This window comes from Rhodococcus sp. 4CII (assembly GCF_014256275.1).
Lineage (GTDB): Bacteria > Actinomycetota > Actinomycetes > Mycobacteriales > Mycobacteriaceae > Rhodococcus_F > Rhodococcus_F wratislaviensis_A.
In genome coordinates, this window is sequence record NZ_JACCFE010000002.1 from 2,481,747 (window position 1) to 2,503,800 (window position 22,054).

The following is a 22,054-nucleotide window of genomic DNA, read 5'->3' on the forward strand; positions in this document are numbered from 1 at the left end:
AGTGGCCGGATCGGAGCCGACATGAACAAAATTCTGAACTCCCTGTCCGAGGACGAGTTCGTGCTGATTCGTGAGACCAAGAAGGCGCAGATGGCCGATCTCGACGAGGACGCGCTGATCAAGCTGCACACCCGCATTCGCCGCGCCCGGAACAAGCACGTCAAGCTGTACCGCCAGGAAGGCGCGGCGAAGGTCGAAAACAAGGGTGCGCGTGGAGCCGGGAAGGCGGCCAACGTGCGCAACGCCGACAAGGCCGAGGTCTTCGAGGCGGCACTGAGCCGGGTGAGCCGCCAGTTGGCGACGGCGGCCCGCGCCAGCGCCCGGGATCTGAAGGGCGAGCGACTCGCCCGCGCGCGCAGCGATGCCCCCTCCTTCAGCGAACTCGGCGACGGTAACGGCAAGGTCGCGTCGTCCGGTAAGGCACGCGTCGACGCCACCCGGAAATCCTCCGGCCGCAAGAAGTACGAAGCCTCCACCATCGCCGAAGGCGCACGCCGGCAGGCGAAGAAGGACAAGCGGTAACTCCGAGTCCGGGGCTGCCTCAGACTCGCACGACCCGCATTCCGGCGGAATCGAAGGGTGCCGTCTGGTCGTGCTCGGCCGAGTCGTCGGTGACGATCGTCGTTCCCGGCGGGATCGGCGCCCACGCATGGAACGGGCGGCGTCCGAGTTTGGCCGCGTGCGCGAGCACGTACACCTCGTCGGCGCGTTCGATCATGATCTCCTTGAGGCGGGTCTGTTCCAGTTCGGCCTCGCAGATGCCCAGATCCGCGGTGACGGCGTCTGCCCCGAGGAACGCGCGGTCGAAGGTGACGCGCTGGAGTGCGGCCTCGGCCAACGGGCCGACGAACCCCTGGCTGAGGTGGCGGAGGGTGCCGCCGATGCACTCGACACGCACGGAGTCGGCGTCGGCGAGCGACTCGAGGGCCGTGAGACCGGCCGCGATGACGGTGATGTTCTCGATCTCGCGCAGGAACTCCCCCATCGCGCCCACGGTGGTGCCGGCGTCGAGGAGGATCGTCTCACCCGGGCGCACCTGGTTCGCGGCCCATTCCGCGATCGCCCGCTTCGCGTCGAAACCCTCGAGGGCACGCTGGCGGAGTGACGACTCCTGCTGAGGGTCGAGCGCGATCGCACCGCCGTACGTTCGGGCGATCAGCCCCTGAGACGTGAGCTGGCTCAGGTCCCGCCGGATGGTGGAGGCCGTGACACCGAACTGCGCCGACAGGTCCTCGACGCTGGCCAGCCCGATCGACCGGGCCAGTCGCACGATCTCGGACCGGCGTGCTTCCGACTCACGAACCGCCATGTCTCGTCCCCCTACTTCACAACCGCTGTGCTGGTTGCCAATTCGGCAGCCTGACGAAGAGCTTCGACCATACTACCGGCCTCCGCAATACCCTTGCCCGCGATGTCGAAGGCGGTGCCGTGGTCGACGGACGTCCGGATGACGGGCAGTCCCACCGTGATGTTGACGCCCGCCTCGATGCCGAGGACCTTCACCGGCCCGTGCCCCTGGTCGTGATACATCGCGACGATGAGGTCGTAGTCGCCGCGTCCCGCGAGGAAGAACGCCGTGTCCGCGGGCAACGGACCGTGGACGTCGATGCCGTCCGCCTTCAGCACCTCGACCGCGGGAATGATCTTCTGCTCTTCCTCGCCGTAGCCGAACAGTCCGTGCTCGCCGGCGTGCGGGTTGATGCCGCACACCCCGATCTTCGGTTCCGCGATCCCGGATCGCACCAGCGCCTCGTGCCCCCGCCGGATGGTCCTTTCGACCAGGCCGGGTTCGATCTTGGCGACGGCGTCGAGCAAACCGATGTGGGTGGTCACATGGATCACCTTGAGTTTCGGCGTCGACAGCATCATCGACACCTCCTCGGTGCCGGTGAGATGCGCGAGGAGTTCCGTGTGCCCCGGGAAGATGTGGCCTGCGGCGTGCAGCGCTTCCTTGTTGAGCGGGGCGGTGCAGATCGCCTGGACCTCCCCGCGCACGGCCAGTTCGCTGGCGACGCGGATGTACTCGTACGCGGCGTGACCGGCAATCGGCGACAGTTCGCCCCACGGCAGGTCGTCGGGCAGGAGGTCGAGATCGATGACGTTGACGCGTCCGGGCACCGACTCGGCGTCCGCGATCGACTCGACGGTCACGATGTCGGCGTCGATGCCGAGGACGTTCGCCGCAAGACGCAACCGCTTGGCGTCGCCGACGACGACGGGGTTGCACCAGGACCGGGTGGCCTCGTCCAGCAGTGCGGGGACGATCACCTCGGGGCCGATTCCGGCACCGTCGCCCATGGTGACGGCGACGGCGGGAAGGTTGGCGGTATCGGTTGACGCGCTCATGTGAGGTCCTCGCTGTGTGGGAGTGGGGGTGGGCCGCTGACCGCCGCGCAGGTAGGCCGCGATCGCGGAGAGGCTGGTGGCGTCGCCGAAGCTGCCGGGTCTGGTGACGACTCGCCGTCCGTCGGACGCCACGGAGGCGACGGCGCCGTGGTGGACTTCGTGGACGGGCCGAAGGGACGTGATCCCGAGCGCGTCGACGACGGCCCGCGCCGTCTCCCCGCCGGTGAGCACGAGATCGGATCGACGGCCGTGTTGCACGGCGGCGACGAGCCTGCCCAGCGCCGCCGACAGACTCCGGGCGTTCGACGGGCCCACGTCACCGGTCACCGTCACCACGGCCTGGCCGCTGTCGAGTGCGCGGCGCACGGGCGCGGTGTCGACGGCGCCGAGCAGAAGCGCCCGGGCGTCGACGGGCACGTGCCGGGCTCCGTCGGCGACGAGTGCGGCCACCTGTTGCACGGCAACGGGTTCCGCCGTCCCGACGACGGTGAGCACGGATTCGGGGTGGGTGGTCGCCGGGGCGGGAACGTCGCGACGGGGCAGCGTGCGCGCCACGGCGGCGGCGAGGGCGGACGTCCCGACCAGTCGCACCCCGGGAAACGCGCGGCAGGCCAGGACTATCGAATCGAGGTCGGCGTCCGTCTCGACGTCGCAGATCGCGACGGCGCCGTCGGACGCTGCGCGGGCCAGCGCCTCGGCGACATCGGCACCGCGGGGCACGTTCCGGGTGGGTCGGCCCGGGAAGAGTGCCGCGATCGACTCCGGGGGCGGCGTGGATTCCGCCGACCAGGCGCCGGCGGCGTGGAGCGGTGTCGAACCGAGGTGCACGGTGCCGCCGCGCACGGTCCGGTCGACTGCAGGAAGGCCGGCTGCGAAAACCACCAGGCCGGTCTCGGCAAGGATTCCCACCTCGGCGCCGATGTTGCCACGTAGGAGCGAGTCGATCTTCTTCACCACGAGCGTGCCGGCGGGAATGCCGGCGAGTGCGTGCCGTGTCGTCCGCGCCGCCTCCGCCCCGCTCATCGACCGAGTGTCGAGATCCGCGACGACGACCCCGCCCGGTTCGTGAGCCTCGGCGGCGCCGAGAAGCAGCGAGACGGCCGCGCTCCGGCCGAGGAAGGCGCTCGCCACTTCGGCCGCGCCGGACAGGTCGTCGGCGAGGACCGCGACGGTCGGATCGGATCCGATCGATTTCGGTCTCATGGTGCCGCCTTTGCCCGATTAGGTGCGCGTTTCGTGCATCTAATGCTAACATAATTGCGCGTTACGCGCAGCGCGTTCACAGGGACGCTCCCGCGCACTGCACGATCGCCTGGCCCGTGATGCTCCCGCCGTGCGGTCCGAGGAGGAAGCCGATCAGCCCCGCCACCTCGTCCGGCGCGATGAAGCGACCGAGCGGCGGAACCTTCGGCGGGGTCGACGTGCGTGCCGGATCCTTCAGCATCGGAGTGTCCGTCGGGCCCGGCGCGACCACGTTGACCGTGATCGCCCGGTCCACCAACTCGGCGGCCCAGGACCGGGACATCCCCACCAGGGCCGATTTGGTGGCGGCGTACTGGCTCTTGCCCGCCGCTCCCGACATCGTGCGGCTCCCGACCAGGACCACCCGGCCGCCGTTGCGCATCGACGGCGCGAGCGCGTCGACGAGAACCTCGGCGGCCGCGACGTGGATTCGCCACATGTCCAGGCCGTCCTCCACTCGCAGTTTCCCCAGGGGCGCGGACGACTGCAGGCCGGCGGCGTGCACGACGGCGTCCACCGCACCGACCGCCGTCGCCTGCTCGGCCACCGCGTCGAGATCGCCGAGGTCGACGGGCACCCAGTCGAATCGGTCGTGCTCGATGCCGGGGTCGCGGCGGCTGAACCCGATGACCGACCATCCGTCGTCCAGAAGCCGGTGCGCGGCGGCGGCGCCGATGCCGGAGCTGACCCCGGTCACGAGCGCCCTCTTCGGTCCGCCCGGGGTCACGACCGGCCCCCGTCGGCAATCCAGCCCGCTTCGAGTTCGACGTATTCGATCGCCTGACGAAACCGGGTGAACGCCACGTGCAGGCGGCCGTCGTTCCCGGTGGTGATGCTGGGGTACGAGTACTCGCGGTTCAGGCCGTCGCGGGAGTTGTTGGACAGGCAGTAGCCGTCCCCGGTTTCGAGGTCCCGGCGGAGCGGCCACGTCCGGCCGCCGTCGTCGGAGATCGCCAGCGTCATCGGCGCGCGGGGTGCGCCCCAGAACGCGCTGCGGCTGTCGCCGTCGTCGAGGGGTTCCGGTTCCGCGTCCGCGGCGGCGGGCACCGCGTCGGCGAGTCCGTCGTCGTCGATCTCGTCGTAGAGGGACGTCCGCCGCGCGGTGGCGTCGGCGGCGCTGGACTCGTTGAACACCAGGGCGAGCCGGTCGCCGGGCAGGACGACGAACTGGACGGACGAGTTGTTGTTGGGAAGTTCGGTGGCCACCGGCGCGGTCCAGGTGTCGCCGTCATCGGTGGAGGTGCTGCGGTAGATCGAATCCGCCCAGCGGCTGCGGTACAGGGCCACGAGCGTGCCGTCGGAGAGGCGGCCGATGTTCATGTGCACACAGCCGACGCTGCCCGGCACGACCACCTCCCGCCAGGAGTCGCCGTCGTCGTCGGAGATCATCACGCTGCTGTAGTCGCGATCGCCCACCCACTTGCGGCCCTCGAGGCGGACGCAGTGGAACACCGGGAGCAGGAGCCGCCCGGACGGGAGCGCGGTCACCGGTTGGCGGACGAACACGCCCCCGGCCTCGGTCTCCGGCAGCAGCGTGTGCGCCTCCCCCCACGTTCGGCCGCCGTCGGCGGAGATGCGCCGCATCACCCGCGCCGTGTCCTGGTTGCCGGCGTGCTGCGACGTCCACAGCAACCAGACCGCCCCCGACTTCGCGACGTGGAGAACGGGATTCTGCTCCGACCTCGTCGGATCATGGGACAGCTGCACGGGTTCCGACCAGGTGTCCGCGCCCTGCGCGAGCCGGGAGAACCAGACGCTGATGTCCGGCACCCCCTCCTGGGTGCCGGCGAACCACACACAGGCGAGGGATCCGTCCGGCAGGACCGTGAGATTGGCGGCGTGATTCTGCACCTGCGGAGCGGGAAGCAGAGCGTCGCGGCGGCCACTCTCGGCGGCGGGACGTACGACGCCGTCGGCGGATCGGGTGTCGGTTGCGGGACTCGGTGTGGTCATCTGCGTCTCCAGTGCGTCGGGTGGGCGGGGCGAGCTGTCGGTGCGGGCACGGTCAGGCGTGCAGCGTCGCGACGCTCAGGTCGTAGGAGTTGGTGGGGCGCAGCCCGACGCCGTCGATCCGCGAGCGCCGCGCGAGAACGGCCTTCGGGACGAACGACCACAGGCACGGGCACGTGTCCCAGATCTGCCGTTGCGCATCCGCGAGGAGTGCGGCACGCCGGGCGGCGTCGGCCTCCTCGGACGCCTGGGTGATGATTCGGGTGATCTCGGGAAAGATGTACCCGTGGTAGGTGTCCCGCGTCGCTTCCTTCTCCGCGGTGCCCGCGTACATGCCCTGCATGATGGTGAGGGCCAGACCCGTCGGGCTGGGGAAGCCGTTGCCGAGCACGTCCCAGTCACCGGCCTTGCCCTGACGCCACTGCGAGATGTCGCCGCCGGGCTCGAACTGCTGCAGACTCGTGCGCACGCCGACCGCGGACAGCATCTGCAGCACCGATTCCATGATGTCGGTGTCGGCGGCGAATTCGCCGGTCTCCCAGATGATCTTCAGCTCGAGGTCGCGGACCCCGAGGGCGTCGAGTTCGCCGCGGGCCCGAGCCGGGTCGTAGGTGTACTCGCCGGTCTCGACGGCGCCGTCGAGAGTGAGGGGGATGACCCCGCGCGAGGGGGTGGCGGAGCCCTGGAGAACCTGGTCGGCTGAGGGCGTGTCCGTCGATGGCGTAGGTGAGGGCCCGACGCACCCGCGCATCGGCCAGCGGGTGCCCCTGCGGTTTCCGGAAATTGAAGAACAGCTGGTTCAGCCGCACTCCGTCGATCCGGTCGATCGAGACACCCGACAGTCCGGCGAGCTGATCGGCGGCATCCGGGGTGATGGAGTCGATGACGTCGACCTCGCCGCTGCGCAACGTCACCACCCGGTTCGATTCGTCGGGCACGAAGCGGACGCGCACCGATTCGATCTGGGCCGGCGTTCCCCAGTAGTTCTCGTTGCGGACCAGGGTGTAGTTTCCGGTGCCGCGGTCGCTTTCCGTCACGACGTACGGTCCGGTCCCCACGCCGGACTGCAGCTCTTCGGGGACGTTCGCGGCCGCCGGGGTGACGAGGATGTTCGACATGAGGTAGTCGAGTACCGGGACGGGGCGCTCGGTGTTCAGCGTGAAGCTGGTGTCGTCGATCTGGCCGACCGTGGGCCATTCGGGGAAGAACCCGCCGACGAAGGATCCGTCGACCTGGCTGTACATCTGCAGGGCCGTCGCGACGTCCCGGACCTGGACCGGGCTGCCGTCCGAATAGCGGATTCCGGGACGCAGGTGCACGAACCACTGGGTGGGCGAGACGAGTTCGAAGCGATCGGCCAGGACCAGCTGGGGCCGCAGGTTCCGATCGATCTCGGTGAGTGCCTGCCGCACGCCGCGCTGCACGGTGAGTGCGGCATCGAACTGGTTCAGTTTGTTGTCGAGGCTCACGAGCGATCGGTTCAGGGCCAGGCTCACGGTCCTCGGTCCGGGCGTTCCGGTCGGGGTCGCGCATCCAGCGGCGGATCCGAGCGTGAGGCCGGCACCGAGGAGCAGACCCGACCGGAGCAGCGTTCTCCTCGAAAAACGCTGTTCGAAAAGAGAATTGGTCATCGTCGACCTCTCGGGACTCAGGGTGTGGGGCGCGGCGATCCGGTACGGCGCGAGATGGTTGCCCACCACGCGATGTGATCGCCGGCACATCCGAACTCTACTCAGAGTTGCTTGAGATGCGCAAGATGAGGTCGAGACTTGCGCACAACGCGCATTAGTGCGATTGTGAGCTGAGTTACAAACGAAGCTGCTGTACCCGACACGCCGCGGTGTCGATACCTCCCATCGCCGGCGTTATCGAAAGGTCGACGATGACCCCTCACGCAGACACCGAACGGCCGGTGACCGAATGACGCAGCACGCCGCCGACACGGCATTTGCAGCCCAGCCCCCGGGCTCGGCCTCCTCGGCGCCCCGCCGGACCCGGACCTCCCATGTCCCGAGAGTGCTGACGGCGGCCATGCCCCGCTACGTCGCAAAACGCCTCGGACAGAGCGCGCTGGCCGTCTTCCTGACCCTGACCACCGTGTTCGTCCTCATCCGGATGGCGCCCGGCGACCCCGCCTACTCGATGGCCGGGCCGCTGGCCACCACCGACGATCTCGCCCGCATCCGAGCGGACATGGGCCTCGACCAATCCGTGTTCACCCAGTATTTGCTGTATCTGCGCGGCCTGCTCCACCTCGATCTCGGGACGTCGTACTCGTTCCAGGCGCCCGCCTTCGACGTCGTCATCGCCCGGCTCCCCTACACGATCACCCTCGCCGTCTCGGCGATCGTGCTCACCACCCTGGTGTCCATTCCGCTCGGCGTGTGGATGGCCCGCCGCGCCGACACGAGACGCGAGCTCGGTGCCAACGTCGTCACGATCGCCGGTCAGTCCATGCCCGACTTCTGGACCGGCCTCATGCTCATCACCCTGTTCGCCGTCCTGATCCCGGTGTTTCCCGCCGCCGGCTTCACGACCTGGTCGAGCCTCGTGCTGCCGACGGTGACCGTGGCGGTGCTGCAGATCGCCCTCATCTCCCGCATGGTGCGCCGCGAAATGGTCGGCGCGTTCGCCTCGCCGTACATGACCGTCGCCCGCGCCCGGGGCGTCTCGGAGCGCGAACTGATCTGGCGGTACGCCCTGCGGAACTCGGCGATCCCGGTGCTGACCGCGCTTGGCACGCGGTTCGCGTCCATGCTCAACGGTGTCGTCGTGGTCGAGGTCGTCTTCGCGTGGCCGGGCGTCGGATCGCTGGTGGTGCGGGCGCTCGAGACCCGGGACTACCCGCTCATCCAGGCCACCGTTCTGGTGACCGCGGTGCTCGCCGTCCTCGTGCAGCTCGTCGTCGATCTCTGCTACCCGCTGCTCGACCCGCGCGTCCGACTCGGAAAGGGAACGAACAAATGACCACCGTCATCGCTCCCCCGGCACAGGCGCGGCCGAGCGCCGTCACCGCCCGGGACATCGCCAGGGCCGGCGCCACCCGCCGGGCCCGCGACAGTCGCGTGAAGATCTGGGTGGGCAGCATCTGCGCGCTCGCCGTCATCGCCCCCGTCGCACTGGCGCAACTGCTTCCGCTTCCGTCGCCGGACGCCACCGACCTCTCCCAGCGCCGGCTTCCGCCGCTGACGGACGGGCACCTGTTCGGCACCGATCAACTCGGCCGCGACCTGCTCTCCCGCGTCCTCTACGGCGGTCAGGTGTCGCTGACGATCGGCATCCTCGCGGTCGTCGTGTCCGGGCTGATCGGACTGTGCTTGGGGGCCCTCGCCGGGTATCTCGGCGGCTGGACCGACACCGTCGTGAGCAGGCTGCTCGAGGCCCAGCTGTCGCTGCCGCTCCTCATGATGCTGCTGCTCGTCGTGGCCCTGTTCGGCCCGTCGATCCCGGTCATCACCTTCGTCATCGCGATCGCCCAGTGGCCGGAGATCGCCCGGCTGACACGCTCGCTCGTCCTCGTCGAACGCGAGAAACCGTATGTGGCGGCGTCCCGGGTGCTCGGGCTCGGACGTACCGCCATCCTGTTGCGCCACGTCGTCCCCAACGTCATCAAGCAGGCGTCGCTCGTCGTGCTGTTGCTGCTCGCCCAGGCCGTTCTTCTCGAGAGCGCGCTGAGCTACCTGGGGGCCGGGCCGCAACGCCCGTTCGCCACCTGGGGCCGGATCATCTCCGACGGCCAGGACTACATCACCACCTCCTGGTGGCTCGTCACTCTTCCCGGTCTCGTCATCGTGGTCCTCGTGATCGGGGTGAACCTGCTCGGCGACGGGCTCCGCGATCGGCCGAAGTCGGTGCGCCTGCAACCGAGTGTGTTGCACAAACTTCGGACGCGGAAGGGACGTGCCTGACATGGACAACCTCCTGAGGGTCGACGAACTGCAGATCGAACTCATCACCGCGCGCGGTGTCATCCGCGCCGTCGACGGTGTGTCCTTCTCCATCGACGCCGGCGAAACGGTGACGATCATCGGCGAATCCGGCTCGGGCAAATCGACCACCGCGATGGGCATTCTCGGTCTGCTCGCCGACGACCTCGCCGTCCTCTCGGGTGCGGTGCGGTTCAAGGACTGCGACCTCCTCGGAAAACCGAAGGCGCTCGCCAAGGTCCGGGGACGGCACATCGCCCTGATCCCCCAGGATCCGATGACCGCGTTGAGTCCGGTGCACACCATCGGATCCCAGTTGCGGGAGGCCGTCCGCCACAGCGGCATCACCGGCCGGGCGAAAGAGACCGCGCGGGCCGTGGAACTTCTCGAGCAGGTGCGGATCCAGGACCCGGCAGGACAACTCGGGAAGTACCCGCACCAACTGTCCGGCGGGATGCTGCAGCGTGTGCTGATCGCCTGCTCGCTGGCGTCGAGCCCGGAACTGATCGTCGCCGACGAACCCACCAGCGCCCTCGACGTCACCGTGCAGGCGAGCATCCTCGACCTGCTCCTCGAACTGCAGGAGCGCACCGGCGTCGGCATGCTCGTCATCACCCACGACCTCGGTGTCGCCCGGCTGATGTCCGACCGCATCTACGTCATGAAGGACGGCCGGTTCGTCGAGAACGGTGACGCCGAAGACCTGGTCCGCCATCCCGGCAGCGCCTACACCAAGAAGCTGCTCGACGCCGTCCCCCGGCTCGGCGACTACACCACGACCGTAGGAGCGTCGACATGAAAGCACCTCTGCTGTCCGTCGAAGATCTCGTCGTCGAATACCCGGTGACCGACGGGGTGTTCCGCGCGGTCGACACCGTCAGCTTCTCGGTGGACAAGGGGGCGACGCTGGCCGTGGTCGGGGAATCCGGCTGCGGCAAGTCGACCATCGCGAAGTCGATCGTCCGGCTGCTCACCCCCACGTCCGGCCGCATCCTGGTGGACGGGACCGACATCGCACAACTCTCGGAGAAGGCGCTGCGCCCCTTCCGTTCTCGCGTGCAGATGGTCTTCCAGGATCCGTACGGGTCGCTCGATCCGCATCTGACGGCCGTCGACATCGTGGGCGAACCGCTGCGCCTGCAGGGCGTCCGGAGCAAATCCGAGCGGGCCCGCAGGGCGGCGGCGCTGATCGACCGGGTCGGCCTGCCCGCGTCCGCGCTCCATCGCCGGCCCGCCGAGTTCTCCGGCGGTCAGCGGCAACGCATCGGCATCGCCCGCGCCCTGGCCAGCGACCCGGAACTGCTCGTGTGCGACGAGGCCACCAGCGCGCTGGACGTGTCGGTGCAGGCGCAGGTCCTCGACCTCCTCCGCGAAATCCAGCAGGACACCGGTCTGACCTACGTCTTCATCTCCCACAACCTCGGCGTGGTCCGCGAGATCAGCGACACCGTGATCGTCATGTCACGCGGGCGGGTGGTCGAAAGCGGTTCCACCACCGACGTTCTCGAACGCCCCGCCGAGCCGTACACCCAGGCCCTGCGCGCCGCCGCGCTCGATCCCACCACCATGGTCGGGATCAAACCCCGTCACCTCGTCTCACGCCTGTCCGGCGCGACCGAGGTTCACCGCACCGCGTCCCGAGGAGTAGCTTGATGCCCGAACTCGACCTGACCTCATTCGTGCTCGGCACGATGACCTTCGGTGACACCGTCGACTTCGACGGTGCCGCAGCGATGGTCGACGCCGCGCTCGATGCCGGAATCACCCACATCGACACCGCCAACGGCTACGCCGGCGGCGAATCCGAACGGATCCTCGCCCGGCTGCTGGCCGGCCGGCGCGACCGTGTCACCCTCGCCACCAAGGCGGGGATGCCCCACCCGGACGCGGGCGACAATTCCCCGCTCTCGCCCGCGGGCCTCCGGTCGAGCGTCGAGGCGAGCCTGAAGAGGCTGGACACCGATTACGTCGACCTTTTCCATCTCCATCAGCCCGACCGGGCAACACCGCTCGCCGACACCTTGTCCACCGTCGCGGACCTGGTGTCGGAAGGCAAGATTCGCGCCCTCGGTGTCTCCAATTTCGCCGCCTGGCAGATCGCGGAGGTGAATCACACCGCCGACGCCGTCGGCGCACCCCGGCCGATCGTGGCACAGCAGCTCTACAACCTCTTGGCCCGACGGATCGAGGAGGAGTACGTCGAGTTCGCGGCGGTCACCGGCCTGATCACGATGGTCTACAACCCGCTCGGTGGCGGTCTGCTCACCGGACGGCACTCGTTCGACGCGAAGCCCGCCGACGGTCGTTTCGGTGATTCGCGGCTCGCGCAGATGTACAAGGAGCGGTACTGGAACACCGCGATCTTCGACGCCATCCAACAGCTGTCCGTGATCGCGGACAAGGCCGGCATCCCCCTCACCGAACTCGCTCTCCGCTGGCTGGTGTCCAAGCCCGCCGCGGGCCCCATCCTCCTCGGCGGATCGAAGGTCGCGCACCTGCAGTCGAACATCGCCGCCGTCGCGAAGGGCAGACTCGACGACGAACTGATCGACGCGTGCGATGAAGTGGGCAGCGCCCTGCGCGGACCCATGCCCAACTACAACCGCTAGGAGTAACTCCCCTCATGAGCGCCCAGGAATTTGCCGCCCGACTCCGCGGCCGGGAACGGATCGTCGGCTACTGGGCCGTCATCGACAGTCCGGTCTCGACGGAATGGCTCGCCCACGTCGGCTGGGACTACATCGCCCTCGACCTCCAGCACGGCCTGATCGGGTACTCCGGGATGGTCGCGGGGCTCACCGCGATCGACGCGTCCGGTTCCTCCGTGGGAATGGTCCGCGTGGAGTCGAACGATCCGACCCCGATCGGCCGAGCGCTCGACGCCGGTGCGGCGGGAGTGATCGTTCCGCTCGTGAACACGGCCGAGGAAGCGGCCCACGCCGTCGCGTCGGCCACCTACCCGCCGGCCGGAATCCGCTCGTACGGGCCGATGCGCTCCCAACTGCGGATCGGCCCGACACCGGCGGACGCCAACCGCGACACGGTGCTCGTCGTGATGATCGAGACCCCGCAAGGCCTCGCGAACGTCGAGGAGATCTGCGCCGTCCCCGGACTCGACGGCGTCTACGTCGGACCGTCCGACCTGCGCCTCGCCGTCGGCGGCGCCCACCCGAACGATCTGAGCGTCGACGACGAATTCGAGGCGGCCCTCGTCCGGGTCCGGGAAGCCGCCGCCGCAGCCGGCATCGCGGCGGGCATCCACACCCCCGACGGATCCGTCGCGGCGCGGCGCCTCGCCGAGGGTTACACCTTCGCCACCGTCGCCTCCGACCTCACCCACCTCAAGGCCGTCTCCGCCGCGCATCTCAAAGCGGCCGCCGGGGAGTAGATCGGTCACCAACGGTCCACGCGCCGTCCGCATCGCCCGTCCCGGTGATGCGGGCGGCGCACCTACTCGTGCACCTGTGGCACACGTGTGCGGGTCAGAACCGGAGGAGGACCTTGCTCGACGAGGACGCATCCTTGGCCAGTGCGAAAGCGGTGAGCGCATCCGCGACGCCGTACTCGGCCGTGACGATCGGATCGACCACCAGCGAGCGGTCGGCGAGCGCGGCCACGACCTCGTCGATCTCGTCGTTGAACCGGAACGAGCCGACCAGGTCCAGTTCCCGGGTGATTGCAATCGACACGGGTACCGGCTGATCTCCGGACGGAAGCAATCCGACCATGACGACGCTGCCGCCGCGTGCCGTCCCGTGGATCGCCGACGTCAGACCGCGATGGTTGCCGGAGCATTCGATGGTGACATCTGCCGCCACCGCCGCGATCGCGTCGGCGTCGGTGGCGGTGAGTGTCCGGTCCGCGCCGACTTCACGCGCGATGGTCAGCGGGTACTCGTGCATGTCCACCGCCGTAATCTGTCCGGCACCCGCTCTCTTCAGTACCGCGACCACGAGCGCGCCGATGGGTCCCGCCCCGATGACCAGGACCGACCGGCCCTTCACGTTCCCTGCCCGCGCGACAGCATGCCAGGCCACGCTCGCCGGCTCGGCCAGCGAAGCGAGGCGGAGGTCGAGTCCGGCTGGGAGGACACGCAGCATGCGGGCCGGGACGGCGACGTGGCTGACGAACAAGCCGTCCGCGTGCGGGAAATGTGCCGCACTGCCCAGATACGTGCAGCCAGGCGAAATGTTGGGGCGATCCGCCGGGTACGTGGTGCTGTCCCCGCCGGGTGTCGCGGGGTGAATCGTGACGGAAGTGCCGACGGCGGGTCCGCTTCCGTCCGTCGCAGCGACCAGAACGGTGCCCGACGCCTCGTGTCCCAGCCGCATCGGTGCGCGAAGAATCGACTCACCCGCCGCGCCGTGCTGCCAATAGTGCAGATCGGACCCGCAGATTCCGCCATAGGCGATCCGGATCACCGCTTCGTCCGGCTTCGGTGCCGCGATCGGCACGTCCTCGACGCGCAGGTCGTTCGCGCCGTGGGCGACGACCGCCTGCGCGTGCGTCGGAACCTCTGCGGTCTGCGTGCCGGTGGTCTGGGTGGTGTTCATCGGTGAAGTCCAGTTCTGTCGGAGATCGGAGCGTGTCATCGGGTGACGGGCTCGGCGGTGGTGAGGAGGCCGAGTTCGTCTCGTCGGGGCATGCCCTCCCAGTCACCGGAGACGGCGCAAGCAAATGCCCCGACCGTCACCGCGGTCCTCAGCCGGTCGAGGGGTAACTTTCCAGCGAGCCGCTCCGCGATGTAGCCGGCGACGAAACCGTCTCCGGCGCCGACGGAGTCGACCACGGTCACCGGCACTGCGGGCAGTGACAACGTTTCTCCGTCGATGAGGGCCAGGCATCCCTGCTCGCCCAGTTTCAGGACACTCTCGGTGGGGCCGAGATCGCAGATGCGGGCGGCGAGTTCGGCGGGCGTCCCCTCGCCCACAGCGATCGCGGCCTCGTCCACACCCGCGAAGACGATGTCTGCCAGTTCGATCAGCTCACGGAAGACGGGACCCGCGTCCGCCGGCGACCACAGCGCACGGCGGTAGTTGAGGTCGAACGACACCGGAATGCCCAGTGCGCGTGCCTGTTCGACGCAGTGCAGGGTGGTCTTCCGGGCTGTGTCGGAGAGGGCGGGCGTGATGCCGGTGACGTGCAGCAGCGACGCCGACCGCAGGCGGTCGTCCGCGACGTCCGACGTAGTGAGCCGCGATCCGGCACTGCCGGCCCGGTAGTACCAGACGCGGGTCGCCGTGGCGGTTCGCCGTTCCTTCACCATCAGCCCGGTCGGCGCATCCGGGTCGCGGACGATGTCGACGGTGATACCTTCGGCCCGGAGTTCACGTTCGATCAGGTCGCCCAGGCTGTCCCGGCCGACGCGGCCGATCCAGGTGACGTCGGCACCGAGCCGCCGCAGTGCGATCGCGAAGTTCGATTCCGCGCCACCGATTCCCAGGTGGAGTGCCGATGTGTGGGCGAGCGCACCGGTGTCCACCGCGCGGGTGAGAGCCATCGTCTCGCCGAAGGTCAGCACCGTCATCACACGACCGCCAGTTCGGCAACGACGTCGCCGAGGCGCCGGCAGCGTTCCGCGAGCTGCCCGAGGTCTCCGCCGCGGAGTGCGTCCCCGATCAGGGGACCACCGAGGCTGACCGCAGCCGCCCCGGCCGCGATCCACGCCGGCACGTCCTCGATACCCACCCCACCCGAGGGAACGACCTGGATGTCGGGGAACGGCCCCCGCAGGTGCGCGATGTACTCGGGTCCCACCACGGACGCCGGGAACAGCTTCACGGCGGTCGCGCCCGCGTTCCATCCGCTCCACAATTCGGTCGGGGTGAGTCCGCCCGGGTAGATGGGGATTCCCGCGCGGACGGCGGTGGCGATGACGTCGAGGTTGGTCGTCGGGGTCACGAGGAAGTCGGCACCCCGGTCGAGGGCCGTGTGCGCCTGGTCGACGGTGGTGATCGTTCCGACGCCGATCTCGACGTCGTCGGGTGCGAACTCTCGGATCGCGCCGAGGGACTCGAGGGTTCCCGGGGTGCTCATCGTCAGCTCGACGGCGCGCACGCCGTTCTCGGCGAGTACATTCACCACAGGCGCGTACAGGTCGGCGTGCGCCGCGCGCAGAACCGCGATGACGGAGGGGGTCATGCTGCCGTCACCTCACGGTCGGTGGCGTTGGCTGCCAGCGTGAGGTCGCGGTCGCGAGTTTCCGGTGCCATCGTCGAGGCGATCAGAACGGTCACGGCCATCACGATCATGTAGACCGCCACGGGAATCCAGGAACCGGAGAAGGCGGTGACGAGGGCGGCACAGATCAGTGGTGCGACTCCGCCGCCGAAGATCGAGGCGAATTCACGTCCGAGAGTGACGCCGGCGTAGCGGTAGCGGGCGCCGAAGATCTCCGGGAAGTAGCTCATGGTGACGCCGACCGCACCCTGGCAGGCCAGGATGAATCCGACGATCATCGCCATCGTGATCAAGAGATGTGAGCCGGTGTTCAAGGCCAGGAAGGTCGGCACGGGCAGGATGATGAGGGCGATCACGATCGAGATGTACACCGGCTTGCGGCCCACCCGATCGGACAGTCTACCGAAGCCGTACGCCGCGATTCCGCCGCAGACGGCCCCGATCAGGAGCACCTTGGGGATGAACGTCGGATCGACGTGCACGTCATTTTTGAGGTACGACGCCATGAAGACCTGGTAGGTGTAAGACTGCGCGCTGATGCCGATCGTCATGAACATGACGATGAACAGTGGCTTCTTGCCGTTCGCGAAGATCTCCTTGACCGGGGTCTTCGGTGCCTGGTGCTGCTCCTTGAGTTCCTGGAACACCGGGCTCTCGGTCAGCTTGCGACGAATGACGAACGCGGCGACCGTCACGAACAGACTGCTGATGAAGACGAGACGCCACCCCCAGGACATCAGTTGCTCTTCGGGGAGAAGTTGCGCGCCGATCCAGGCCACTGCGCCGAGCGCTGTGCCCAGCGCCGCTCCGGTCATCACCAGGGCGGCGAGTCTGCCGCGCCTGCCGATCTGCGCTGTCTCGGTGAGAAGTGTTGCACCACCAGACTGTTCGGCCCCCGCGCCGAATCCCTGGAGGAACCGGCAGGCGACGAGGAGTGCGGGTGCGAGGAGGCCGACCTGACTGTAGGTGGGCAGGAGACCGATCGCGAGCGTCGCTCCGCCCATCAACATCAGTGTCGCGACGAGTACCCACTTGCGGCCGAGGCGATCGCCGTAGCGGGAGAAGAACAGGCCGCCGAGCGGACGGGCGAGGAATCCGACCGCATACGCACTGAAGCTCGCGAGAATTCCCGCCGCGGGAGAGATGTTCGGGAAGAACAGGGTGTTGAAGATCAGCGCCGACGCGGTGCCGTAGATGACGAAATCGTACTGCTCGAGGGTGGTTCCGATGAGCCCCGCCCAGGCCGCCCGGCGGACCGCGGCCGGGTCTGCCTGGGGCGCTCCGCCTGCGCGGTCGTGGGATTTCGGGTTCACCGTGGGGTCGATTGTAGTGTCCATGGATTCCTCCATTGGTGGTTCCCGGAATGTACCGGGTACAGGGGTGAGAGTGTCGGATCGCCGCTCGGCACTACAGCGAGTGCGTCGCCTCGAGATCGGAGATGAGGCCCGCTGCCTCGCCGGCGGCGACCGCCGGCCCGTGGCGGACGATGATGTCGACGAAGTCGGCGATCCGCGAGACGAACTCGGCGTGCGATGCGAGAGTGCTGGGGAACACTGCGCCGTCGCGGAAGACGGAGCGAACGAATTCTGTTGTGGAAGCGGCGTGGTGAGCCATTCCTGCCAGGCGCGGTCGAGCGGGGTCGGTCATGTCGTGTGCGTGGGTGCCGGGGTCGAAGCCGGGCAGCGGTGCGATGCAGCAGAGGTACGCGGCCACCGTCAACGCGAGGTGCTGGGGGACGTCGCCGCGACCGAGGTGTTCGAGTGCCGGGATCGGGACACGCTGGGCCAGCTTGACCGATCCGTCGGATCCTACCTGCGAGGTCCGATGTCCCAGTGCGGTATTGGACCATCGCGAGAAGAGCTGCCGGACGTAGTCGTCCGTGTCGACCGCGTCGGGGACGGTCACGGTAGGCAGGTACTCGTCGTGGAGAATGCGGTGTGCCGCGTCCGCGATGAACGACTGGGACACCGACTCCGGGATGGTGGCGTGCCCGTCGAGGGCTCCGAGGTAGGCGATCAGCGAGTGCGTCCCGTTGAGCAGGCGTACCTTCATCAACTCGTAGGGCTCCACGTCGTCGGCGAACAGTGCCCCACCGTGCTCCCAGGTGGGACGGCCGGCGGCGAAACGCTCCTCCATGACCCACATGGTGAACGGCTCGGCGGGAACGGCGATGGTGTCCCGCACACCGAGGTGTGCCAGGGCTGCCTCGTTGTATCGGTCCGAACCGGACGGCACGATGCGGTCCACCATCGAGTTGGGGAACGTGACGGCCGCGTCCATCCAGGCCAGCACGTCGTCGCGGAGCGGCTCCGCGAAGGTGCCGACGAACTCGCGCACCAGCCGTTCGGTCTGGCGACCGTTCGACAGCAGGTTGTCGCAGCTCAGAATGGTGATCGGGGTGCCGTGCGTTCCTGCTCGCAGCGTCAGCCCCCGGGCGATCTGCCCGATCGTGGTGCGCGGCGTCAAGACCTCCGCGAGATCACGCCGGACGGCGTCGGAGTCGAGGTCGAGCGCGCCGGTCTCGGGCGACACGGTGTACCCGTGTTCCGTCACGGTGATCGTGACGATCTTCGTCGCCGGATCGGCGATCGCGTCGACGACGGCCTCCGGATTCCGGTCGGCCACCAGAGTTCCGGAATGGGAGCCGGGAACCGTGACCCGAGAGCCTTCGGGCGAGATCTCGACCACGCTGTAGAGCAGGTCCTGCACCTGCATGGCCGCGGCGACGGTGCCCGACCTGCTGGCCACCCCGAGGATGCCCCAGGGTCCGGGGTCGCGTTCCATCGCCAGCGCGGTGTAGACGGCCTGGTGGGCACGGTGGAAGTTGCCGAGCCCCAGATGGACGATCCCGGTGCCTTCCGGCACCCGCCGGTGGATCAGCGCCGCTGCGGGAACACTCACGCGGGACAGCGTCGGTTCGGTCATGCTCGTCACCAATCCGTGATCGAGCCGTCGCGGCGACGGGCGACCGGGAGGTAGGCCTGTTCGTAGGGATACTTCGCGGCCAGTTCCTCGTTCATCGTCACGCCGACACCCGGTGCGGCACCCGGGGTCAGGTGTCCGTCCGAGAACGACCATGCGTGCGGGAAGACCTCGCTGACCAGCGGGTCGTAGCCCATGTATTCCTGGATTCCGAAGTTCGGCGTCGCCAGTCCGAGATGCAGGCTCGCGCCCAGGGAAATCGGCGAGACGTCCGACGGACCGTGCGGTCCGCCCCGCACCTGGTACACCTCGGCAAGCGCGAAGATCTTGCGCACGTGACTGATTCCACCGGCGTGGACGATGGCGACGCGGATGAAGTCGATCAGCTGCTCGGTGATCAGGTGCTGGCAATCCCAGATGGTGTTGAACACCTCGCCGATTGCCAGCGGGGTCGTCGTGTGGTTCCGCACCAGCCGCAACGCATCCTGGTTCTCGGCCGGGGTGACATCCTCGAGCCAGAACAGGTTCACGGGTTCGAGGGACTTGCCGAGGCGCGCCGCCTGCTGCGGGGTGAGTCGGTGGTGGGCGTCGTGCAGTAACTTGAGGTCGGGACCGACGTGCTCGCGGACCGCCTCGAGCACTCCGGGAACATGGTTGAGGTAGGCGTCGGTGTCCCACACCTCTTCGACCGGGAGGGCGCCGCGGCTCGCGGGCTCGTAACCGGCCGCCCCCTTGTGCACGCCGTACACCGAATCCAGTCCGGGAACACCGGACTGCACGCGGATTGCCTGAAAACCCTTCTCCCGCGTGGCGTCGACGGAGTCGAGCAGCGCGGGCACGTCCCATCCGGTGGCGTGGGTGTAGGACAGGATGCGGTCACGGACCGCGCCACCGAGCAACTGGTAGACGGGCTGTCCCAGGGTCTTGCCCTTGATGTCCCAGAGGGCGACGTCGACGGCGCCGATCGCGGCCATCGTGACCGGTCCGCGGCGCCAGTACACGCCGCGGTAGAGGTACTGCCAGGTGTCCTCGATTCGCGTCGCGTCACGCCCGATCAGCAAGGGAGCGACATGATCTCGAAGATACGACGCGACCGACAGCTCGCGGCCGTTGAGCGTGGCGTCGCCGTATCCGACGACGCCGTCCGCGGTGGTGATCTTGAGGGTGACGAAGTTGCGGGTGGGACTGCAGACCAGCACGTCCGCAGAGATGATCTTGTCGGTCATGCTCGTGTTCCTTTCGAGCCGACGGCAGGAGCGACGACGTTGCGCAGTTGCTCGCCGCGGGACAGTCGAGTGATGTTGCCGGCGATGTCGTCGACGCGGCCGAGGAAAGTCTGTCGCGACACTCCGGAAGAGTGCGGTGTCATCAGGATGTTGGGAAGCTCGGAGAACGGCAGGGCGCTGGGCGTCCCGCGACCGTCGGTATCGGGGTAGTCGTACCAGACGTCGATGGCCGCAGCCGCGATGGTCGACGAGGACAGTGCGTCGAACAGCGCCTGCTCCTGGACGAGCGGTCCGCGCCCGACGTTGATCAGCACGCCGTCGCTGCCGAGTGCGCGCAATTCTTCGGCGCCGATCATGCCCCGTGTTCGGTCGTCGAGCGGTGCGGACACGACGACCACGTCGGAGTCGCGCATCAAGCGATCGAGTTGGGACGCGTCGGCGGCCCACTCCAACCCCGCAATCGCGGCGTCGACGTTGCCGCGGCCGGTTACAGCCGAACCCGTCGCGCCGAACGCGCGGAACAGTTTCCAGGTGGTCGCACCGATGTGCCCGAACCCCACGAAGCCCACCCGCGCAGCCTGCAGGGAATTCGATTGGGTGAGGCGGTCGTCATACACCGAGGTGGCCCAGACGCCGCCCCGCAGCGCCTCGTCCTGGGCCAGAACACCGCGACGGAGCATCACCGCGGCCGCCGCGACGTATTCCGCGATCGACTGCTCGTGATGGAAGGTGTTTGCCACCAGCGTGTCCGGCGCGAGGGCATCGAACGCGATGTTGTCCGTCCCTGCACCGGCGACGTGGACGAGACGCAGCCTCTCCGCGGACGACGCCATCGACGGTGTGAACCTTCCCCCGACATAGACGTCGGCGTCGCGCAGGTCCTCGGCCAGGGCCGCTTCGTCGAAGCCGTCGTGCCAGGACAGCCGCGCATCGGGTGGAACCGCGGCCTCGAGCCGGGATCGGTGCGGAATCAGGTTGCGGTCGGCAACAATGATCTTCATCTAGCGGTTCTCTCTTCCGGGGCGAAACACCCGATCGTGCGCCGGTCCGGCCGAAGCACGGACGACCAGTTGAGTGGGGAGGTGGATTTCTCGGATATCGGAGTCCGGCTCGTTCGCGCGCTGGAACACCAGATCCAGGCTCAGCACGCCGGCTCGTGCCATCGGGACGTTGACGCTCGTCAGAGCAGGGTTGGCGAGTTCGGCAAGCGGCGAATCGTCGATGCCGACGACGCTGAGGTCGTCCGGAACCGAGAAGCCCATGGCCCGTGCGCCGTTCATGACGCCGATCGCCATCGGATCGTTGTGCGTCATCACCGCACTGGCTCCGGTGGCGATCACGCTGGCGGCGGCGGCGTGCCCACCCGCGAGGGTTTCCTGCTGCCAGCCGAGCAGGCTCAGCTGCACGTCACGCGCCGCGCAGAACTCCTCGACCGCGGCGACACGCCGTTGGTTGGACCACGACTGGGGTGACCCCTGGACGTAGGCGAGGTGTTCGTGCCCGAGGGCGACGAGGTAGTCGATGGTCTGGCGAATGCCGTCCTCGGAATCGGCAACGATGCAGTCACATTCGGGTGAGGAGCGGTTGACCAGCACCAAGGGGGTGTCGCCGGCGAGCTGCACGATGTCCGATGCGGGAAGCCGTGGAGCGCAGACCACGAGCGCGTCGACGCGACCCTGCAACTCGCCGAGAACCTCACGCTCACGGTCGGCGCTGCCGTCGGTGTCGGTGAGGAGCACCGTCTGGCGTCGGTGCCACCCCTGAGCCTGCGCCGCCTTCACGAAGCTCGCGAACACCGTGTGTCCGATGTCGGGCACCACGACCGCGACGGTGGTGGCGGTCGCCCTCACCGCATCGTTGCGTGTCGGTGACGCCGCCCGGTAGCCGATCTCGTCGGCGACCGCAATGATCCGCGCGAGCGTGTCCGGTCCGATCCGGTCCGGGGCACTGAACGCCCGCGACGCGGTGGACAGGGATACCCCCGCACGGCGTGCGACCTCGGTCAAGGTGGGTGCCACGGTGCTACCGCCTCGCTGCTCGTTGTGACTGACGACACAACTATCCACAGCTTGCGCAAGATTGTCAATATATTGCGCAAGCTTTGCGGCAACGAGTGTGCCGAGCCTCTATCAGACGTAGGAGGAGTAGGCCGCTCACGGCAAGGGGTCGTGACGGATACTCCCGGACTCCACACCAGCGCTTGCAGCCGAAACTTGATGGTTTGGATCGCCGAGGGCGATTCCGATATCTGGATGTCGTGGT

The 22,054-nt window shown here is 68.4% G+C and carries 20 protein-coding genes and 1 pseudogene; 7 read left to right on the plus strand and 14 right to left on the minus strand.

Going from position 1 to position 22,054, the window contains the following annotated elements; all coding sequences use genetic code 11:
- The first annotated feature begins 21 nt into the window (after positions 1-21).
- Positions 22-522 carry a hypothetical protein gene (locus H0B43_RS12040; protein WP_185727679.1) on the plus strand — a complete coding sequence of 167 codons (501 nt, stop codon included), beginning with the start codon at positions 22-24 and terminating at the stop codon, positions 520-522.
- A 19-nt stretch (positions 523-541) separates the two neighbouring features.
- On the opposite strand, the gene H0B43_RS12045 is transcribed toward H0B43_RS12040, so the two are convergent.
- The 6 genes and pseudogenes from H0B43_RS12045 to H0B43_RS12065 all read right to left on the minus strand — a co-directional run.
- A complete protein-coding gene (locus H0B43_RS12045; protein WP_185727678.1) occupies positions 542-1,309 on the minus strand; it encodes a DeoR/GlpR family DNA-binding transcription regulator in 768 nt (255 codons plus the stop codon).
- 11 nt (positions 1,310-1,320) lie between these two features.
- Complete coding sequence (pdxA, locus tag H0B43_RS12050) at positions 1,321-3,549, minus strand: 4-hydroxythreonine-4-phosphate dehydrogenase PdxA (RefSeq protein ID WP_185727677.1); 2,229 nt, start codon at positions 3,547-3,549, stop codon at positions 1,321-1,323.
- A gap of 76 nt (positions 3,550-3,625) precedes the next feature.
- On the minus strand, positions 3,626-4,285 hold the full coding sequence (locus H0B43_RS12055; protein ID WP_312033807.1) for an SDR family oxidoreductase: 660 nt from the start codon (positions 4,283-4,285) through the stop codon (positions 3,626-3,628).
- A gap of 26 nt (positions 4,286-4,311) precedes the next feature.
- The gene (locus H0B43_RS12060) at positions 4,312-5,541 is read right to left on the minus strand and encodes an exo-alpha-sialidase (protein WP_185727675.1); all 1,230 of its coding nucleotides are present in this window, start codon (positions 5,539-5,541) and stop codon (positions 4,312-4,314) included.
- A gap of 52 nt (positions 5,542-5,593) precedes the next feature.
- Positions 5,594-6,289, minus strand: coding sequence for an ABC transporter substrate-binding protein (locus tag H0B43_RS43105; RefSeq protein ID WP_397517473.1), 696 nt, complete (start codon positions 6,287-6,289; stop codon positions 5,594-5,596).
- Positions 6,276-7,259: pseudogene (locus H0B43_RS12065) on the minus strand (ABC transporter substrate-binding protein); the annotation flags it as partial. The gene H0B43_RS43105 and the pseudogene H0B43_RS12065, both read right to left, overlap by 14 nt.
- 310 nt (positions 7,260-7,569) lie before the next feature.
- On the opposite strand from H0B43_RS12065, the gene H0B43_RS12070 reads away from it, so the two are divergent.
- The 6 genes from H0B43_RS12070 to H0B43_RS12095 are packed head-to-tail and all read left to right on the plus strand — an operon-like array spanning position 7,570 to position 12,852.
- Entirely contained in the window at positions 7,570-8,505 is a 936-nt protein-coding gene (locus H0B43_RS12070) for an ABC transporter permease (protein WP_185730005.1), read from the plus strand.
- Positions 8,502-9,446, plus strand: coding sequence for an ABC transporter permease (locus H0B43_RS12075; protein WP_185727674.1), 945 nt, complete (start codon positions 8,502-8,504; stop codon positions 9,444-9,446). Before H0B43_RS12070 ends, H0B43_RS12075 begins: the two co-directional genes overlap by 4 nt.
- Position 9,447: 1 nt before the next feature.
- Complete coding sequence (locus tag H0B43_RS12080; RefSeq protein ID WP_185730004.1) at positions 9,448-10,263, plus strand: ABC transporter ATP-binding protein; 816 nt, start codon at positions 9,448-9,450, stop codon at positions 10,261-10,263.
- Entirely contained in the window at positions 10,260-11,117 is an 858-nt protein-coding gene (locus H0B43_RS12085; protein WP_185727673.1) for an ATP-binding cassette domain-containing protein, read from the plus strand. The genes H0B43_RS12080 and H0B43_RS12085 overlap by 4 nt, the downstream gene beginning before the upstream one ends.
- A complete protein-coding gene (locus H0B43_RS12090; protein WP_185727672.1) occupies positions 11,117-12,073 on the plus strand; it encodes an aldo/keto reductase in 957 nt (318 codons plus the stop codon). Before H0B43_RS12085 ends, H0B43_RS12090 begins: the two co-directional genes overlap by 1 nt.
- Before the next feature lie 14 nt (positions 12,074-12,087).
- A complete protein-coding gene (locus H0B43_RS12095) occupies positions 12,088-12,852 on the plus strand; it encodes an HpcH/HpaI aldolase/citrate lyase family protein (RefSeq protein WP_185727671.1) in 765 nt (254 codons plus the stop codon).
- 94 nt (positions 12,853-12,946) lie between these two features.
- Here H0B43_RS12095 and H0B43_RS12100 read toward each other — a convergent pair whose 3' ends face one another.
- From H0B43_RS12100 to H0B43_RS12135, 8 genes are all read right to left on the minus strand, one after another.
- Positions 12,947-14,017 carry an L-idonate 5-dehydrogenase gene (locus tag H0B43_RS12100; protein WP_185727670.1) on the minus strand — a complete coding sequence of 357 codons (1,071 nt, stop codon included), beginning with the start codon at positions 14,015-14,017 and terminating at the stop codon, positions 12,947-12,949.
- A 35-nt stretch (positions 14,018-14,052) separates the two neighbouring features.
- The gene (locus tag H0B43_RS12105) at positions 14,053-14,991 is read right to left on the minus strand and encodes a sugar kinase (protein WP_185727669.1); all 939 of its coding nucleotides are present in this window, start codon (positions 14,989-14,991) and stop codon (positions 14,053-14,055) included.
- Complete coding sequence (locus H0B43_RS12110; RefSeq protein WP_185727668.1) at positions 14,991-15,605, minus strand: bifunctional 4-hydroxy-2-oxoglutarate aldolase/2-dehydro-3-deoxy-phosphogluconate aldolase; 615 nt, start codon at positions 15,603-15,605, stop codon at positions 14,991-14,993. The genes H0B43_RS12105 and H0B43_RS12110 overlap by 1 nt, the downstream gene beginning before the upstream one ends.
- Positions 15,602-16,981: an MFS transporter gene (locus H0B43_RS12115; protein WP_185727667.1), complete on the minus strand. Its 1,380-nt coding sequence runs from the start codon at positions 16,979-16,981 to the stop codon at positions 15,602-15,604. Before H0B43_RS12115 ends, H0B43_RS12110 begins: the two co-directional genes overlap by 4 nt.
- A gap of 70 nt (positions 16,982-17,051) precedes the next feature.
- Positions 17,052-18,569: a mannitol dehydrogenase family protein gene (locus tag H0B43_RS12120; RefSeq protein WP_185727666.1), complete on the minus strand. Its 1,518-nt coding sequence runs from the start codon at positions 18,567-18,569 to the stop codon at positions 17,052-17,054.
- Between the two features lie 5 nt (positions 18,570-18,574).
- Positions 18,575-19,792 (minus strand): D-mannonate dehydratase ManD, encoded by a 1,218-nt coding sequence (gene manD, locus H0B43_RS12125; RefSeq protein ID WP_185727665.1) that lies wholly within the window; start codon positions 19,790-19,792, stop codon positions 18,575-18,577.
- Positions 19,789-20,793, minus strand: a complete 1,005-nt coding sequence (locus H0B43_RS12130) for a 2-hydroxyacid dehydrogenase (RefSeq protein WP_185727664.1) — start codon at positions 20,791-20,793, stop codon at positions 19,789-19,791. The genes manD and H0B43_RS12130 overlap by 4 nt, the downstream gene beginning before the upstream one ends.
- Positions 20,794-21,810, minus strand: a complete 1,017-nt coding sequence (locus H0B43_RS12135; RefSeq protein WP_185727663.1) for a LacI family DNA-binding transcriptional regulator — start codon at positions 21,808-21,810, stop codon at positions 20,794-20,796.
- Between the last annotated feature and the right edge of the window lie 244 nt (positions 21,811-22,054).